At 72.0% G+C, this 17,682-nt stretch carries 11 protein-coding genes; 7 read left to right on the forward strand and 4 right to left on the reverse strand.

The genetic code is table 11. The features are described 5' to 3' along the window. Positions 1-23: 23 nt before the first annotated feature. The 6 genes from glgB (at position 24) to glgX (ending at position 11,100) form a co-directional block, all read left to right on the forward strand. Complete coding sequence (gene glgB / locus SLW52_RS10310) at positions 24-2,186, forward strand: 1,4-alpha-glucan branching protein GlgB (protein ID WP_320740297.1); 2,163 nt, start codon at positions 24-26, stop codon at positions 2,184-2,186. 2 nt (positions 2,187-2,188) lie between these two features. Further along, positions 2,189-3,976 (forward strand): malto-oligosyltrehalose trehalohydrolase, encoded by a 1,788-nt coding sequence (gene treZ / locus SLW52_RS10315; protein ID WP_193312530.1) that lies wholly within the window; start codon positions 2,189-2,191, stop codon positions 3,974-3,976. Positions 3,977-4,124: 148 nt separating this feature from the next. Then, complete coding sequence (locus SLW52_RS10320; RefSeq protein WP_320740214.1) at positions 4,125-6,092, forward strand: 4-alpha-glucanotransferase; 1,968 nt, start codon at positions 4,125-4,127, stop codon at positions 6,090-6,092. Beyond that, positions 6,089-8,704 (forward strand): malto-oligosyltrehalose synthase, encoded by a 2,616-nt coding sequence (treY, locus tag SLW52_RS10325; RefSeq protein ID WP_320740296.1) that lies wholly within the window; start codon positions 6,089-6,091, stop codon positions 8,702-8,704. Before SLW52_RS10320 ends, treY begins: the two co-directional genes overlap by 4 nt. 14 nt (positions 8,705-8,718) lie before the next feature. After that, positions 8,719-8,925, forward strand: coding sequence for a DUF2934 domain-containing protein (locus SLW52_RS10330; RefSeq protein ID WP_320740213.1), 207 nt, complete (start codon positions 8,719-8,721; stop codon positions 8,923-8,925). A 9-nt stretch (positions 8,926-8,934) separates the two neighbouring features. Then, positions 8,935-11,100: a glycogen debranching protein GlgX gene (gene glgX, locus SLW52_RS10335; protein WP_320740212.1), complete on the forward strand. Its 2,166-nt coding sequence runs from the start codon at positions 8,935-8,937 to the stop codon at positions 11,098-11,100. A gap of 194 nt (positions 11,101-11,294) precedes the next feature. Here glgX and SLW52_RS10340 read toward each other — a convergent pair whose 3' ends face one another. Next, positions 11,295-13,202: a PEP/pyruvate-binding domain-containing protein gene (locus SLW52_RS10340; RefSeq protein WP_320740211.1), complete on the reverse strand. Its 1,908-nt coding sequence runs from the start codon at positions 13,200-13,202 to the stop codon at positions 11,295-11,297. 338 nt (positions 13,203-13,540) lie between these two features. Between SLW52_RS10340 and SLW52_RS10345 the strand changes: the two genes are divergently transcribed. Then, a complete protein-coding gene (locus tag SLW52_RS10345) occupies positions 13,541-14,524 on the forward strand; it encodes an NAD(P)-dependent oxidoreductase (RefSeq protein WP_295943082.1) in 984 nt (327 codons plus the stop codon). Between the two features lie 3 nt (positions 14,525-14,527). Here SLW52_RS10345 and SLW52_RS10350 read toward each other — a convergent pair whose 3' ends face one another. From SLW52_RS10350 to SLW52_RS10360, 3 genes are all read right to left on the reverse strand, one after another. Continuing rightward, positions 14,528-15,781 (reverse strand): MFS transporter, encoded by a 1,254-nt coding sequence (locus SLW52_RS10350; protein WP_152235629.1) that lies wholly within the window; start codon positions 15,779-15,781, stop codon positions 14,528-14,530. A gap of 149 nt (positions 15,782-15,930) precedes the next feature. After that, positions 15,931-16,602, reverse strand: a complete 672-nt coding sequence (locus SLW52_RS10355) for a hypothetical protein (RefSeq protein ID WP_295942391.1) — start codon at positions 16,600-16,602, stop codon at positions 15,931-15,933. A 97-nt stretch (positions 16,603-16,699) separates the two neighbouring features. Continuing rightward, positions 16,700-17,491, reverse strand: coding sequence for a hypothetical protein (locus SLW52_RS10360; RefSeq protein ID WP_153750613.1), 792 nt, complete (start codon positions 17,489-17,491; stop codon positions 16,700-16,702). Between the last annotated feature and the right edge of the window lie 191 nt (positions 17,492-17,682).

The raw sequence follows: 17,682 nt of genomic DNA on the forward strand, positions 1-17,682 counted from the left end.
AGGACGACGGCGACGGCCTTGCCCTGCAGGCACTGGCACGCGGCGAGGCGATCGATGCGTTCGCCTGGCTTGGCCCGCATCCACAGGCCGACGGCACGGTGCGGGTGCGTGTGCTGGCGCCCGGCGCCGAGGCGCTGGGCCTGCTCGATGCGCAGGGCAAGCTGATTGCGCGGATGCGTACCCACCCGCAGGCCGATGGCCTGTTCGAGGGCGAGCTGAAGCAGCCCACGCCCTACCGGCTGCGCATCGTGTGGCCGGACGCGGTGCAGGAATGCGACGACCCCTATGCCTTCGAGCCGATGCTCGATCCGGCCTGGCTGCAGGATCTGGCCGCCGGCGACGGCGCCGCCCTGCGTACCGCGCTCGGCGCGCATCACGCCCGCGTCGGCGAGGTGGAGGGCGTGCGCTTCGCGGTGTGGGCGCCGCAGGCCAGGCGGGTGGCGCTGGTCGGCGACTTCAACCATTGGGACGCGCGCCGGCATCCACTGCGCTTTCACCCGGACGCCGGGGTCTGGGAACTGTTCGTGCCCGGGCTGCACGGCGGCGAACACTATCAATACGAATTGCAGGCCGCCGACGGCAGCGTGCTGCCGCGCAAGGCCGATCCGGTGGCGCGCTGCAGCGCCCTGGCGCCGTCCACCGCCTCGGTGGTGCCGTACGCCGACAGCCATGCCTGGGGAGATGCGGCCTGGCTTGCGCAGCGCGAGGCCCAGGCCGGCAGCGCCCAGCCGCTGAGCGTCTACGAGCTGCATGCCGGCTCCTGGCGCCACGACGGCAACGGCCAGCCGCTGCACTGGGATGCGCTGGCCGCCGAACTGATCCCCTACGTGCGCGGGCTCGGCTTCACTCACATCGAGCTGCTGCCGATCGCCGAGTACCCGTTCGGCGGCTCCTGGGGCTACCAACCGCTGGGCCTGTACGCCCCCACCGCGCGCCATGGCGACGCCGACGGCTTCGCGCGCTTCGTCGATGCCTGTCACCAGGCTGGCATCGGCGTGTTGCTGGATTGGGTCGGCGCGCACTTCCCCGACGATGCGCACGGCCTGCAGCGCTTCGACGGCAGCGCCCTGTACGAACACGCCGACCCGCGCGAAGGCCTGCACCGCGAGTGGAATACGCTGGTCTACAACTACGGCCGCCCGGAAGTGGTGGCTTACCTGATCGGCAGCGCGCTGGAGTGGATCGAGCGCTTCCACGTCGACGGCCTGCGCGTGGATGCGGTGGCGGCGATGCTGTACCGCGACTACGGCCGCAACGCCGGCGAGTGGATTCCCAACGCCCATGGCGGCCGCGAGAACCTTGAGGCGATCGCCTTCCTGCGCCGGCTCAACGACGAGATCGCGCAGCGCTTCCCGGGCGTGCGCACCATCGCCGAGGAATCCACCGCGTGGCCGGGTGCGACCGCGCCCACGGCGCAGGGCGGCCTGGGCTTCAGCCACAAGTGGAACATGGGCTGGGCGCACGACACCCTGCGCTACCTGCAGCGCGATCCGCTGCACCGGCAGCACCACCACAGCGAGATGAGCTTCGGCCTGGTGTACGCGTTCTCCGAGCATTTCGTGCTGCCGCTGTCGCACGACGAGGTGGCGCGCGGCAAGGGCTCGCTGCTGGCGCGCATGCCCGGCGACGCCTGGCAGTGCTTCGCCAACCTGCGCGCCTACCTGGCCTTCATGTGGGCGCATCCCGGACGCAAACTGCTGTTCATGGGCTGCGAGTTCGGGCAGTGGCAGGACTGGGACCACGACCGGCCGCTGGACTGGGTGCAGGCGCAGCAGCCCGAGCACCGCGGCGTCGCGCGACTGGTCGCCGACCTCAACCGGCAGTTGCGTGCGTTGCCGGCGCTGTACCGCAGCGACCGCAGCAGCGACGGCTTCGAATGGAGCATCGCCGACGATCACCACAACAGCGTGTTCGCCTTCGTCCGCCACGATCGCGATGACGATACGCCGCCGCTGCTGGCGGTGAGCAACTTCACGCCGACCGTCCACCACGATTACCGCGTGGGGGTGCCGCGTGGCGGACGCTGGCGCGAGATTCTCAACAGCGACAGCGGCTATTACGGCGGTTCCAACCAGGGCAACGGCGGTGTGCTGTCGACCCTGCCGCAGCCGATGCACGGGCATGCGCAATCGCTGGCGCTGACCCTGCCGCCGCTGTCCACCCTTTGGCTGCAACCGGACCTTTGACCATGGCCACGACCGCTGTCTCGACCGACTCCCCTGCCGCCCCGCGCGCGGCGCTGCGCCCCGGCGCCTGGCCGGGCGCCAACGGCGAGGTCGCCTTCGCGCTGTGGGCGCCGGATGCCGAGCGCGTGGAGCTGGTGTTCGGCGACGATCGGCGGCAGCCGCTGCAGGCGATCGGCGACGGCTATTTCGCCGCCACCCTGGCGTGCGCACCCGGCACCCGCTACCGCTACGCCATCGACGGCGGCACGCCGGTGCCGGACCCGGCCTCGCGCTGGCAGCCGGACGGCGTGCACGGCGCCAGCGCGGTGCTGGCCACCGACGGTTACGCCTGGCGCCACGGCGACTGGCGCGGCCGGCCCTGGGCCGAGACGGTGTTCTACGAACTGCACGTGGGCACCTGCGGCGGCTACGCCGGGTTGCGCGCGCAGCTGCCGACCCTGGTCGCGCTCGGCGTCACCGCGATCGAACTGATGCCGCTGGCCGAATTCCCCGGCCGCCACAACTGGGGCTACGACGGCGTGCTGCCGTACGCGCCGGCCTCGGCCTACGGCCATCCCGACGAACTCAAGGCACTGATCGACGAGGCCCACGGCCTGGGCCTGAGCGTGTTCCTGGACGTGGTCTACAACCACTTCGGCCCGGACGGCAATTACCTGGGCCAGTACGCCTCGACCTTCTTCCGCGAGGACGCGCCGACGCCCTGGGGCGCGGCGATCGACTTCCGCCTGGCGCCGGTGCAGCGCTACTTCATCGACAACGCGCTGATGTGGCTGCACGAGTACCGCTTCGACGGCCTGCGCCTGGACGCGGTGCACGCGATCGTGCCCAACGCCTTCCTCGACACCCTGCGCGAGGCGATCACGGCCAGCGTGGCCGACGGGCGCCACGTGCACCTGGTGCTGGAGAACGAGGCCAACCAGGCCGACGTGCTGGAGCGCGGCTACAGCGCGCAGTGGGACGACGACTTCCACAACAGCCTGCACGTGCTGCTGACCGGCGAACACGAGGGCTACTACGCCGGCTTCGCCGACGCGCCGGCGCAGCACCTGGCGCGGGTGCTCGGCGAAGGCTTCGCCTTCCAGGGCGAGGCCGACCACCGCGGGCATGCGCGCGGCGAGCCCAGCGGCCACCTGCCGCCGCACAAGTTCGTGATCTTCGCGCAGAACCACGACCAGATCGGCAACCGCGCCCGCGGCGACCGGCTGATCACCCAGGTGAGCGAACCGGCGCTGCGCGCGGCGCTGACGCTGACCGCGCTGACCCCGATGATCCCGCTATTCTTCATGGGCGAGCCGTGGGGCAGCCGGACCCCGTTCCAGTTCTTCACCGATTTCGCGCCGCCGCTGGACGAGGCGGTGCGCGAGGGCCGGCGCCGTGAGTTCGCGCACTTCGCCGCCTTCGCCGACCCGGAACAGCGCGCCACCATTCCCGATCCCAACGCACCTGGCACCTTCCACGCGTCCATCGCCGACATCAGCGACGCCACCCACGGCGACGGTGCGCGCTGGCGCGACTGGTTCGCGGCGTTGATGGCGTTGCGGCGCCAGTACCTGGTGCCGGCGCTCAGCCAGGCCAGCGCGCTGGGGGCGCGGGTGATCGGCCCGAAGGCGATCGCGGCGGGCTGGCGCCTGGGCGACGGCGAATGGCACGTGGCCGCCAACTTCGGCGACGCGCCGGTGGCGCTGGACCTGCCCGGCAGCACCGTGCATGCGGAGAACGCCGGCGACGACGCCGCGCAGTTGCCGCCCAACGCCTTCGTCGCGCGCTACCGGCCCGGCAACGCCGCATGAGCACCCGCTGTCGCGACGCCATCGCGACAGCGTCCCCGGCACGCTGGCCGCCTCGTTCGCTGCCCACCGCCGCGCACGCGCCGCCGTCGCGCGCGGGCGGGACCGCGGCGGATCCCTCTTTCGCCTTGCTGCCCGGTTTGCCCTGCCCATGACCGACACTTCCCTGCACACCCTGGCCGACGCCGCCGGCCTGCTGGTCGACTGGATCGATGCCGGCGATACGCCGCGCACGGTCGCCGACGACACCCTGCGCCACGTGCTCGGCGCACTGGGCCTGGACGCGCGCGACGCCGCCGCCTGCCGCGACAGCCTGCGCCGGCTGCAGGCCGATGCCGCGCTGCCGCCGCTGCTGACTGCCGACGTCGACGTGCCGGTCGAAATCGGCGCCGCCCCCGGCACGGCGTACCGGCTCGACAGCGAGGACGGGCGCGCACTGCACGGCCACTGCGACGCGCAGGGCCGCCTGGTCGCACCCGATACCGCCGGCTACTGGACCCTGCAGCACGGCGACCGCCGCACCACCCTGGCGGTGGCGCCGCCACGCTGCTACGGCGTCGCCGACGCGGTGGGCGCGGCGCAGCCGCGGCGCTGGGGCCTGTCGTTGCAGGTGTACTCGGCGCCGGGCGGCTACGACGCCGGCATCGGCGACGCCGCTGGCACCGCCGCCTGGGCCACGCGCATCGCCGCGGCCGGCGGCGACGCCATCGCGCTGAGCCCGGTGCATGCGGCGCGGCCGGTCGGCGCGCATTACAGCCCGTATTCGCCCAGCGACCGCCGCTTCCTCGATCCGCTGCAGGCGGCGCCGGCGCGCGTGCTCGGTGCTGCCGCCGCGCAGCGCGCGCTGGAGGCGGCCGGGCTGGCGCAGGCCTTCGCCGAGGCGCAGGCCCGCCCGCTGATCGACTGGCCGGCCTCCGCTGCCTTGAAGTGGCAGTGGCTGCGGCAACTGCATACCGACTTCGGTCAGGCAGATGCTGCCCTGCACGCCGACCTGGCCGCATTCGAATGCGACGGCGGCAGCGCCCTGCACGCGCATGCCGCGTTCGCCGCGCAGGACTTCGGCGATGCCGATCCGGGTCTGCACCGCTTCGCGCAGTGGCTGGCCGCGCGCAGTTGGGCCGACGTGCAGCGGCAGGCACGCGCCGACGGCATGGGCATCGGCCTGATCGCCGACCTGGCGGTGGGCTTCGACGCGCATGGTGCCGAGGCCGCGGCGTGGCCGCAGGCGGTGCTGCAGGGGCTGGAACTGGGCGCGCCGCCGGACGCGTTCAACGGCGACGGCCAGGCCTGGGGCATCTGCGGCTATGCGCCGACCGCGCTGCGCGCCACCGGCTTTGCGCCGTTCATCGAACTGCTGCGCGCGGTGATGCGCGATCGCGGCGGCGTGCGCATCGACCACATCCTCGGCCTGCTGCGGCTGTGGGTGATTCCGCGCGGTGCGCCTTCGTCCACGGGCGTGTACCTGCGCTATCCGCTGCACGACCTGCTGCGCCTGCTGGCGCTGGAATCCTGGCGGCACCGCGCGATCGTGATCGGCGAGGATCTGGGCGTGGTGCCGGACGGCATCCGCGCGGAACTGTCGCGCCGCGGGGTGATGGGCATCGACGTGCTGCTGTTCACCCGCGACCGCGCCGGCGCGTTCCTGCCGCCGGCGCAGTGGCGCCCCGACGCACTCGCCACCACCACCACCCACGACCTGCCGACCCTGCGCGGCTGGCGCCGCGGCGAGGACATCGACTGGCGCCGGCGCCTGCAACTGAGCGACGCCGCGCAGCAACATGCCGACCATGAGGCACGCACCGACGATGTCGCGCGCATGGACCAGGCGGTCGCCGCGGCGCTGCCGCCCGCCGAGGCCGCCGACCCGGAACTGGGCGCGCTGCGCTTCGTCGCCGCCACGCCCTCGCCGCTGGCCCTGCTGCCGGCCGAGGACGCGCTGGGCCTGGACCAGCAACCCAACCTGCCCGGCACCGTCGACGGCCACCCGAACTGGCGCCGGCGCCTGCCCGCGCCCGACGCCGCCGCGACCGCGGCTACCCTCGCCACGCGCCTGAACGCCTTCGCCCAGACCCGCCAATCCACCGCCACCGCCGCGCAAGGAGCCGACGCATGCGCATGATTCCCCTGCGGGCCACCGCCCGCCTGCAGCTGCATGCCGGTTTCACCCTGCTCGATGCCGCCGCACAGGTGCCGTATTACGCCGGGCTGGGCATCAGCCACCTGTATCTGTCGCCGATCGGCACCGCCGTCCCCGGCTCCACCCACGGCTACGACGTCACCGACCCGCGCCAGGTCAATCCCGAACTCGGCGGCGAGCCGGCGCTGCTGCACCTGTCCGAGCGCGCGCGCAGCCACGGCATGGGCCTGATCCTGGACATCGTGCCCAACCACATGGCCACCCACCCGAGCAATCCGTGGTGGTGGGACGTGCTCACCCATGGCCGGCGCAGCCGCCATGCCGGCTGGTTCGACATCGACTGGCGCGCGCCCGGGCGCGAGGGCAAGCTGTGGTTGCCGGTGCTGGACCGCCCCTATGCGCAGGCGCTGAGCGAAGGCGCGCTGCAGTTGCAGGTGGCCGCGGACGGCAGCGTGGTCCTGCTGCACCACGACCAGCGCTTCCCGATCCGCCTGGACGGCGCCATCGCCCAGGAACCGGCCAGCGCGCGCCCGGCCTGGGCCGCCCGGCTCAACGACGCCGCGCGGCTGGGCGACGACGCCCTGCACCGGCTGATCGAACGCCAGTGCTATCGCCTGGCCTGGTGGCGGGTCGGCAACGACATGCTCAACTACCGCCGCTTCTTCGACATCACCTCGCTGGCGGCGTTGCGGGTGGAGCAGAACGACGTGTTCGCCGCGGTCCACGAGTTGCCGCTGCGGCTGGTCGCCGAGGGCCATCTCGATGGCGTTCGGGTCGACCACGTCGATGGCCTGGCCGATCCCACCGGCTACGTGCAGCGGCTGCGCACGCAACTGGACCGCGCCGGCCGCCGCCGCGGCATCGCCCCGGGCGGCATCGCCCTGTACCTGGAAAAGATCCTGGCGCCGCACGAGCAGTTGCGCAGCGACTGGCCCTGCGACGGCACCACCGGCTACGACTTCATGGACCAGGTCGCCGCGGTGCTGCACGACCCGGCCGGCGCCGAACCGCTGACCGCGCTGTGGCGGCGCTGGAGCGGGCGCAGTGGCGACTTCGGCCAGGAGCAGCGCGCCGCGCGCGACGAGATCCTGCAGGGTTCGCTGCAGGCCGAATTCGTGCGCACCGTGCAGGCGCTGGGCGCCGCCGCGCACCTGGATCCGCTGACCCGCGAGTTCAGCCCGCAGATGCTGGCGCGCGGGCTGATGGCCTTGCTGCGGCACTTCGAGGTGTACCGCACCTATGCCGGGCCCGATGGCCTGGACGACGACGACGCGGCGCGCCTGGCGCAGGCCGCGCAGCGCGCGCGTGCCGGCGCCGAGCCGCGGGTGTGCGCAGCGATCGACGCAATCGAGCGCTGGAGCCGCGATGGCCGCGGCACCGGCAAGGCGCAGGTGGCGCTGCGGCGGATCGTGCGCCGGCGCCTGGAACAACTGTCGGCACCGCTCAACGCCAAATCGGTGGAGGACACGTCCTTCTACCGCCACGGCGTGCTGCTCTCGCGCAACGAGGTCGGCAGCGAGCCGGACGTGTTCGCGCTCACGCCGGAGGCGTTCCACGCGGCCAACGCCCTGCGCGCGCAACGCTATCCGCGCGCGCTGCTGGCCACCGCCACCCACGACCACAAGCGCGGCGAAGACGTGCGCATGCGCCTGGCCGCGCTCAGCGCGCAGGCGCCGTGGTGGGAGGCGCAGGTGGCGCGGTTCCAGGCGCTGTCGGCCGACCTGCTGCCGGCCGGTAGCGCCGCGCCGCTGCCCGGCGACCTGCTGATGCTGTGGCAGATGCTGGTGGCGGCGTGGCCGCTGGAACTGGCGGTGGACGACGCCGACGGCCTGCGCGACTACGCCGAGCGCATCGGCGCCTGGCAGCTCAAGGCCGCGCGCGAAGCCAAGCTGCGCACCCACTGGACCTGGCCGGACGAGGACTACGAGCGCAATGCGCGCGCGCTGCTCGACGCGGCGCTGGTGCAGCCGGCCGGCGCCGCACTGCGCGAGGCGCTGGCGCAGGCGGCCGCGGCGCTGGCCCCGGCCGGCGCGCTCAACAGCCTGGTGCAGACCACCCTGCGCCTGACCCTGCCCGGCGTGCCCGACCTGTACCAGGGCAGCGAGGGCTGGGATCTGTCGCTGGTGGATCCGGACAACCGCCGCCCGGTGGACTACGCGCTGCGCCAGGCCTGGCTGCGCGATGCCACCGCAGCGGACGCGCTGCTGCAGGACTGGCACAGCGGCCACGTCAAGGCCTGGCTGACCGCACAGCTGCTGCAGCTGCGGCGCGCGCATCCGGACCTGTTCGCGCACGGCCGCTACACGCCGCTGCAGGCGCAGGGCCCGCAGGCCCAACACGTGCTCGGCTTCGTGCGCGAACACGACGGCGCCTCGCTGGTGGTGGCGGTACCGCGGCTGGCCGCGGCCGCGCAGGCGCTGCGGCCGGACGCGCCGCTGCGGGCGCAGTTCGATTGGCGTAACACGGTTCTGACACTGCCGCAGGCACAGTATCGCCCGGTGCTGGCCAGTGCTACCGTCGACGCGACGTCGGCCATTGCGGTGTCGGCGCTGTTCGCCGAGTTCCCGGTGGCCGTGCTGGTCGCCTCCCCCTGATCTCGCAAGAAGCCATGGACGCAGAAACACGCCAACGCCGCATCCGCCAACTCGCACACGAAATCTGGGAAGCCGAAGGGCGACCCGATGGCCACGCCGCCCGCCATTGGGCCATGGCCGAACGCCTGGTGGCCGCGGAAGCGGCCGCCGAAGCCGATGCCGAGGCGCTGCCGCCGTCGCAACCGCGACGCAGCGCCGGCACCGGCAGCACCTCTTCCTAAGGATCCTTCATGCCCGTGCGCAAGCTCACCCGCCGTTCGCGTATCCGCGAGGGCCTGCCGTATCCGCTGGGCGCCACCTGGGACGGCCTGGGGGTGAACTTCGCCCTGTACTCGGCGCACGCCACCAAGGTGGAGCTGTGCCTGTTCGACGATCGCGGCCGCGAGATCGAACGCATCGCCCTGCCCGAGTACACCGACGAGATCTGGCACGGCTACCTGCCCGACGCGCGCCCCGGCCAGCTCTATGGCTATCGCGTGTACGGTCCGTATGCGCCCGACGCCGGGCACCGCTTCAATCCCAACAAGCTGCTGCTCGATCCTTACGCCAAGCAACTGGTCGGCGAACTGAAATGGGCGCCGGCCCTGTTCGGCTACACCATCGGCCACAAGGATGCCGACCTCAGCTTCGACCGCCGCGACAGCGCCGCCTACATGCCCAAGTGCGCGGTGATCGATCCGGCCTTCACCTGGGGCAAGGACCAGCGCCCGCAGACGCCGTGGGACAGCACGGTGATCTACGAGACCCACCTGCGCGGCACCACCATGCGCCACCCCTCGGTCCCCGAGGCCTGGCGCGGCACCTTCTCCGGGCTGAAGGTGGACGAGGTGGTCGAGCACATCAAGCGCCTGGGCATGACCGCGGTGGAACTGCTGCCGGTGCACGCCTTCGTCGACGACGAATATCTGCTCAAGCAGGGCCTGCGCAATTACTGGGGCTACAACACCATCGGCTTCTTCGCCCCGCACCCGCGCTACATGGCCACGCGCACGGTGTCCGAGTTCAAGCAGATGGTGGCCCGGCTGCACAGCGCCGGGCTGGAAGTGATCCTGGACGTGGTCTACAACCACACCGCCGAAGGCAACGAACTGGGGCCGACGCTGTCGTTCAAGGGCATCGACAACGCCAGCTACTACCGCCTGGCCGAGGACCGCCGCTTCTACATCAACGACACCGGCACCGGGAACACCTTCGACCTGACCAATGCCGGCGCGCTGCGCATGGTCAACGACTCGCTGCGCTACTGGGTGGCGGAGATGCACGTCGATGGCTTCCGCTTCGACCTGGCCACCATCCTCGGCCGCGAGCATCACGGCTTCGACCCCAAGGGCGGCTTCCTCGACGCCTGCCGCCAGGATCCGCTGCTGAGCCAGGTCAAGCTGATCGCCGAGCCGTGGGACGTCGGCCCGGGCGGCTACCAGGTCGGCGCCTTCCCGCCGGGCTGGTCGGAGTGGAACGACAAGTTCCGCGACAACGTGCGCGCGTTCTGGCGCGGCGACGAAGGCCAACTGGCCGAACTGGCCACGCGCCTGACCGGCTCGGCCGACCTGTTCCACCACCGCGGCCGTCGCCCCACCGCCTCGGTCAACTTCGTCACCGCCCACGACGGCTTCACCCTGCACGACCTGGTCAGCTACGCGCACAAGCACAACGAGGCCAACGGCGAGCACAACCGCGACGGCTCGGACAACAACATCTCCGCCAACTACGGCGTGGAAGGCGAGACCGACGACGAGCAGATCAACGCGCTGCGCCTGCGGCAGATGCGCAACATGCTGGCCACCCTGCTGCTGTCGCAGGGCACGCCAATGCTGCTGGCCGGCGACGAGTTCGGCCGCAGCAAGGGCGGCAACAACAACACCTACTGCCAGGACAACGAACTGACCTGGCTGAACTGGGAAGCCGGCCCGCGCGCGCACCAGCTCAGCGCCTTCGTCTCGCGCCTGACCCACCTGCGCGCGCACTACCCGCTACTGCACCGCGCACGCTTCTTCGACGGCGTCTACGACGAGGAACTGGGCATCAAGGACGTGACCTGGCTGGCCCCGGACGGCGAGGAAATGACCGAGGCCTCCTGGCACGATCCGCACGCCCGCGCGCTGATGATGCGCCTGGACGGCCGCGCCCCATCCAGCGGCCTGCGCCAGGCCGCGTCCAACGTGACCCTGTTGATGATCGTCAACGGCGCGGTCGAGGACGTCCCGTTCACCCTGCCGCTGGTCGAAGGCGAACACTGGCGCGTGCTGATCGACACCGCCGAGCGCAACGGCGAACACGGCCTGCCCGGCGGCTCGCAATGGCACGGCATCGGCCGCTCGCTGACCCTGCTGGCCGCCGAGCGCGACGGCAAGACCACGGCTGCGCATCACCGCAATGCGGACGCGCCGACGCCGTGAGCTGATGGGGGCGCCTGGCGATCTGCCGGGCGCTGCGGGTCCGCTCCTACAGAAGGCGGACGTTGCGAGCTGTCATCCGTAGGAGCGGTTTCAGCCGCGACCAGAGATCGATGGAACTCAGATACCGCCGTGCCGCGCAGCTGCCCACCGCAAGCAGCCGCACCGATAACGCCTCCGGCAGCCACTGAGGGGATTCACTGGCGCCCACCCCGATCCACATACGGCCGCGCCTGCAGGATCACCACCTCGTCGCCGACCACCGCCCATTCGATGTCCTGATCGGCGCCGCCCAGCGCCTGCTTGGTCATCGCGCCAACCTTGGCCAGTCGCGCGATGAGCGCGTCGGTCAGTACCTGGCGGGTGCCGACGATCGGCACCTCGCGGACGCCGCCGGCGGCGTTGGCCACGAGCTGGGTGTCCTCGGCCGAGCGGCTCAGCACCTGCACCGCCTTGGACCAGCTCGAATACATCACCTGTTCGGCCTGGCGCTTGCCCTCGACCACCCGGATACCGAGGCCGCGCTTGGCCGAGATGTAGGTGACATGACGGCGCGCGGCATCGAACGGATCGCGGGTGATCATCACTCCGGAGCTGTCGGACGGCGCGGCCAGTTGCACCAGCACCGCCATGGCCACCGCGTCCTGCGGCAGGCCGGCGGCGGCGCGCGCCTCGTAAGCCTCGAAGTTGTACACCGACGCCCACACCGTCTGCACCGCCTTGGCCAATGCGTCGGCGCGGGTGACGTTGGGCACGGTGGTGTACAGGCCGGCGCCGCTGAAGCCGGGCAGATCCTCGGAGTTGGACGAGCTGCGCACGAACACACCGGCACCATGCAGTTGTTCGCGCCACTGCGCCTCCAGCGCACGCACGAAGGCGGGATCGGGCGTGGCGTCGGCGATCTCGGCACGCAGCGTCGCCAGCGCGGCGCGGCGCACCTCCGCATCGGTGGCGAAGCCGGGGCGTCGCTGCAGATCGCGCAGGCGCTGGTCGACCTGCAGGCGCTGCAGCGTCGCCTGGTAGAACGCGAACGGAATGCAGAAGCCGTCCGGCACGCGCGCGGCCGGCGGCAGCACAGCCTTCAAGGTGCCGAGATTGGCGGCCTTGGTCCCGCAGGCGCGGCTGTCGCGGGCGCGCAGCGCCGCCAGCGGTTGGAGCGCGGTCACGCTCAGGTCCGGACGCGGCAGCGCGCGGGCCGCGGTGCGGGGAGCGGCAGCGGGTGCGGCCGTCGGCGGACTCGCCAGCGCTGTCACCCGGTAGTCGTTGTGGGTGACATCCAGTTGCACCCAGCGCCCGTCGTACTGGCGCAACGCCGCCTGCGCATCGCGCACGTACACATTGGGAATGCCCCAGCCCTTGGCCAGCAGGTTGACGTGCGACAACAGCGTGGACGGGCGCTGTGTGACCAGGCCGGCGACCGGCGCCAACGCGATCGGCACCTCGTCCAGCACCGGGATATCGCGCGGCGACAGCGTACGGAACTGCGCCTCCGAACGCACGATGCGCAGCCGTCCCTCGGCATGGCCGGTGTTCAACGGCAGGAAGCGCTGCTCGCGCAGCAGCGCCTCCTGGGTGACGAAGGCCAGCCCGGCGGACTTGGCCACCTGTTCGTGCAGCGTGGAGTTGGTCTTGAACCGCAGCGTGTCGAAGAACGACGCGCGCAAGGCGGCATCGGTCTGCTGCAACAAGGGCGCGGTAAGGACGTCGCCCTCCCAGAACTCGTAGGTGTAGCCCGGCAGATCCTGCTGCCAGCTCAGGGTGCCGAACAGGAAGCGGCGCTGCGGATCGCGGTACTGCGCCTTCAGCGCCGCCTTGCCCATGCCCGGCGCCAGGCGCTGGCGCACGAATTGCTCGTGCAGCGCGAAGCGCGGGGTGTTGAGGTAGTAGACGCGTCCACCCTGCTGCCGGTCGATCACGAACAGCAGATGCGGCAGCTCCAGCGCGGTGCCGGCGTTGTAGACCCGCGCGAGCTGAAGGAACTGCACGCGGCTGTCCAGGCGCGGTAGGGAATCCAGTCCCGTTGCCGGCCGCGCCGCGGCGTCGCTGCCCGGGCGTTGCTCGTAGGCCGACGGCTTGCGCGCGGTCTGCGCCAGCGTGGGTGCCACCTGCCACAGCAGCGCGAAAAGGACACACCACGCCGACACGCGTGGCCACGAAAGGGACGGACGGGCTCGATCCATGATGCCGGTTCGGGAGGGCGACGAGCGCGGATCATACGCCAGCGCCTGCGCGTTGGCTGCGCGGCCAGGCGTTGCCGGGCATGGTCCGGCGTTTGCCGCCGCCGCGGGCCGTTGGGATGACGGGGGAGAATGACATCCGCTGCGGACAGCTCCACCAGGCCCTCCTTTCTGTATCGTTGACCGACAGAACGCTGCGCAGCCGCGTGCGGCCCCGTCACATGCCTGCCGCGACCTGACGCACTTCGCCCCAGCCAGGAGTCCGCATGCCGCTGTATCCCCTGTTTGCCGACCTGGCCGGGCGCCGCGTGCTGGTCGTCGGCGGCGGCGAGGTGGCGATGCGCAAGATCGAGGCGCTGCTGCACGCCGGCGCCGACGTGCTGGTGTACGCGCACGCGCTCAACCCCACCGTGGCGCAGTGGCTGGCGCAGGGCCGCCTGCAGCGCGCCGACGGCGCCTTCGACCCGCAGTGGCTGGACGACGCCTGGCTGGTGGTGGCCGCCACCGACGACGACGCGTTCAACCGGCAACTGGCCGAACAGGCCGGAGCGCGGCGCAAGTGGGTCAACGTGGTCGACGACGCCGCGCTGTCGACGTTCCAGGTGCCGGCGATCATCGATCGCGACCCGCTGTTGATCGCGATCTCCTCCAGCGGTGCGGCGCCGATGCTGGCGCGGCGCCTGCGCGAGCGCTGGGAAACCGAACTGGACCATTCCTACGCCGAACTGGCGCAACTGTTCGCGCGCCACCGCGCCGCCATCCGCGCGCGCCTGCCGGACCTGCCGCAGCGCCGCCGCTGGTTCGAACATGTACTGGAGGGACCGGTGCAGACCCTGCTGCAGAGCGGCCAGCGCGATGCCGCCGAACAGGCCTTCGCCGACAGTCTGCAGCGCAGCGACGAGGTACCGCGGCAGGGCAGCGTGTGGCTGGTCGGCACCGGCAATGGCGACCCCGGCGCGCTGACGCTGAAGGCGCTGCGCGCGCTCAACCAGGCCGACCTGCTGCTGGTCGGTGCGCAAGTGAGCGCGGCAGTGCTGAGCCTGGCGCGCCGCGATGCCAGCCGCCAGCCGCTGCCGGACGATCCGGCCGCGCATCTGGCGCTGCTGATCGAACGGGCGCACGCCGGGCAGCGCGTGGTCAGCCTGCTGCCGGGCGATGCGTTCCGGCAGGCGCCGCACGTGGCGCTGGCGGCGCAATTGACCGCCGCCGGGATCGCCTGCGAGGTGGTGCCTGGCGTCGCGCCGGGCTGAGACCTAAGCCGGCAGCGGCGGCACCGGTTCGTCGGCTGCTCCGTCCCGCTTCGCCGTCACCAGGTGCTTGCGCATCCCCACCCACAACGCCAGCGACAGCAGCGAGATGCCGCCCAGCAGCAGGAATGCGGCGCGATAGCCGAACCCCTGTGCGATCCAGCCGCCCAGTGCGGGACTCAGCGCCGCGCCGACGCCCTGCATCGTCATCACCGCGCCCTGCCCCACGTTGACCCGGCCGGTGCCCTGCAGCAGGTGCGCCACCAGCGCCGGCACCGCCACGCTCTGCAGGCCCGCGCCGACGCCGTCGAGGATCTGCACGGGGAACACGCCCCAGGTATGGATGACGCTGGCGGCGATCAGTCCGCGCAGCGGCAGCGCCAGGAAGGTCAGCAGCAGTACCCACCAGTGCCCGCGCACGCGGATCAGGCGCATCGCCAGCAGCGAGGCGAGCACCATCGTGGACTGGGCGACGATGATGGTGGTGGCGGTCAGCGCGTTCGGGTCGCCCTGATGCGCGGCCACCACGGCCATGCCGTACAGCGGCAGCATCGCCGCATTGCCGAGGTGGAACAGCGCCAGCGCCGCGGCCAGGACCAGCAAGGGCTTGCAGGTCAGCAGTACCGACCAGCCGCTGACGTGCGTACCGTGGTCGTCCTCGGCCTCGGCCATGCCGCGCGCCGCACGGTGATCGATGGCGTCGCGCGGAATCATCAACACCGAGATGATCGCCAGCACGCCGAAGCAGCCGGTCAGCACGAACACCGCGCCGAAACCGAATTTCCAGCCGAGCAAGCCCGCCAGCGCCGCGGCCACCACGTTGCCGGCATGGCTGCCGACCTGGTTGCGCGCGATCTGGTGATCGAAGCCGGCCTGGCGCACCAGGCCCAGGGTGATGCCGGACAGCGCCGGCCCCAGCGCGGCGGCGGCGAGCGCGGTCATCACCTGTGCGGCGATGACGCCGGGCAGCGTCGGCGACCACCACAGCAGCGCCGAGGCCAGCAGGATCATGCTGCAGCCGACCACCACGATGCTGCGCTTGCGCTTGGTCGCATCGACCAGCGCGCCGCCCGGCGTGGTGGCGAGCATGCCGACGATGCCGCCGGCGGTCATTACCGAGCCGATCGCGCCGAGCGACCAGCCCTTGGATTGCAGGAACACGCTCAGGAACGGGCCGAGCCCGTCCTGCACGTCGGCCATGGTGAAGTTGAGCGCTTCCAGCGCGCGCGTGCCGCGCGGGCGCTTGCCAGCGCCGCTCATGCGCGCACCGCCGGCGACGCGAGCGGCGACAAGGACAGGAGTGCGTGGTGCTGCGCAGGCGCGACGGGCGGCATGACGGTGTCCTGGATGAGCACGGGAAACACAGGCGCGGCGGTGGCCAGGGGCACACCGCCGCGACGACTCGGAACTCAGTGGGGCTTGGGCTTCGGTTTCGGCTTGGGCCCGTCCTTCGGCGCAGCATCATCCGCATGCGCGTGCAACGGCTTGTGATGAGGCTTGGGCGGCTTCGGCTTCAACCGCTGCAGCGTCGCGTCGCTGGCGCCCAACGCCTGCGCATGCAGCACCTGGCCATGCGCGGACTCCAGCAATTCGCCCTGCGCCGTCAGCGGCTTGCCGGCGGCGAGCCAGCGCGCCGATTCCGGCACCGCGTGCGGCGGGAAGCGCACGATCAGCCCGTCCTCCAGCAGCGCGCCATGCACCTGCCCGTGCGGGCCGTGCAGCAGCCGTGCGATGGTACCGGCGTGACGCGCCGCGTCCTGCGCGGGCTTGTGCTTGGCCGGCGGCTTGGGCTTGGGTGTGTGAGGACCGGCATGCGGACCTTCATCGACGATGCGCGCGGCCCCGTCCGGGTCCACCGCCAGCGCCACCAGCACATCGGCGCCGCGCGGCTTGAGTCCGCGTACGCCGAGGCCGGCGCCCGGACGCAGCGCCTTCAGCAGTTGCGCCGACAGGTGCGGCGGGGTGTGCACTTCGGTGCCGTCGTCGAACAGCAGGCCGTCGACGTCGGCCTTGGGGTTGAGCAGGAAGCGCGCGAGCGTGCCACGGGTTTCCGGCAGGGAATCGGGATCGACCCAATGCATTGCATTCTCCAGACGAACAAGGGATGCCGACGGGGGCCGGCAGCGCCCGCCGCGAACGGCGGGCGCAGGGGTCAGGCGCGATGGAACCGCGCCCGGATCAACGCGGGGCCGGCGGCGGTGGCGGGGCGGCCGGCGCACCCGGCGCGCCCGGCGGCGGCGGAGCAGCCGGCGGCGCAGGCGGGGCCGGGGGCGCGAACACCGCCTGCAGCGAGTTGCGGTCGCGGCCGACCTGGGTGGCTTCCACCGAGCGACCCACCTGGGTCAACACGCCGAAGCCGTTGACGCTCAGGCGCGCGCCGGGCCGCAGCAACTCGCTGTACTGCACGGCGGCGTGCGGTGGCATGCGCACCACGGTGCCGTCGCTGAGCAGCACGCCGGCGGTGTCGCCGCGCGGGCCATAGACCAGCCGCTCGATGCGGCCATCGGCCTGCAGCGGGGTCAGGGCCGGCGGTGCCGGGGGCGCCGGCGGCGGCGTCATCGGGTTCGGCGGGCGGTCGACCACCTGCTTGCCACTGCGGCGCGCGGTGATGGTGTTGGCCTGCAGCAGCGGCAGGCTGCCCAGGCGATAGCCCTGCACCGAGATCGCATCGCCACGACGTACGGCGGCCTGCAGATCGGCCGACAGGTGCGGCGGGAAGCTGACCTGGGTGCCGTCCATCAGCCACAGGCCATCGACGTCGCCGTTGGGGTTGAGCATGAAGCGCTCGACGGTGCCGTCCACGCGCACCGGCGTGGCAGCGACGGGGGCCGCGGGCGGCGGCGGCGGCGCCGGAACGCTGCCGGGCGCCGGCGGGGCGGGAGGTGCGGGCGGCGCCGGCACCTGCGCGGTGGCGGCAGCGGCGGCGGTGGCCAGCACCAGGGACAGAGCGAGTGCGCTACGACGGATCATGGAAGTTCCTCCTGAGCGGCAAGGGGGCGCCGCTCGCAGGAGAAATAATGCAGAGGCCGTGCCAACTTTTAAGTCATTGATCTTTAAATGAATCGAGTGCCAATCTGGCTTTGGCAGCGTCTCCATTCCATCCACATCTGTCCGCTTTGCGGACAGGTGTGGATGGAAGGGGATTGGAGATTGGGGATTGG

Source organism: Xanthomonas sp. LF02-5 (assembly GCF_034105325.1).
In the GTDB taxonomy this organism is placed as follows: domain Bacteria; phylum Pseudomonadota; class Gammaproteobacteria; order Xanthomonadales; family Xanthomonadaceae; genus Xanthomonas_A; species Xanthomonas_A sontii.

Bases quoted from the DNA above. Each gene is read 5' to 3' on its own strand.
- SLW52_RS10355 (WP_295942391.1), bottom strand. From the start codon at position 16,602: ATGCATTGGGTCGATCCCGATTCCCTGCCGGAAACCCGTGGCACGCTC.
- SLW52_RS10345 (WP_295943082.1), top strand. From the start codon at position 13,541: ATGCCGCTGTATCCCCTGTTTGCCGACCTGGCCGGGCGCCGCGTGCTG.
- treY (WP_320740296.1), top strand. From the start codon at position 6,089: ATGATTCCCCTGCGGGCCACCGCCCGCCTGCAGCTGCATGCCGGTTTC.
- SLW52_RS10330 (WP_320740213.1), top strand. From the start codon at position 8,719: ATGGACGCAGAAACACGCCAACGCCGCATCCGCCAACTCGCACACGAA.
- SLW52_RS10360 (WP_153750613.1), bottom strand. From the start codon at position 17,491: ATGATCCGTCGTAGCGCACTCGCTCTGTCCCTGGTGCTGGCCACCGCC.
- glgX (WP_320740212.1), top strand. From the start codon at position 8,935: ATGCCCGTGCGCAAGCTCACCCGCCGTTCGCGTATCCGCGAGGGCCTG.
- SLW52_RS10350 (WP_152235629.1), bottom strand. From the start codon at position 15,781: ATGAGCGGCGCTGGCAAGCGCCCGCGCGGCACGCGCGCGCTGGAAGCG.
- SLW52_RS10320 (WP_320740214.1), top strand. From the start codon at position 4,125: ATGACCGACACTTCCCTGCACACCCTGGCCGACGCCGCCGGCCTGCTG.
- treZ (WP_193312530.1), top strand. From the start codon at position 2,189: ATGGCCACGACCGCTGTCTCGACCGACTCCCCTGCCGCCCCGCGCGCG.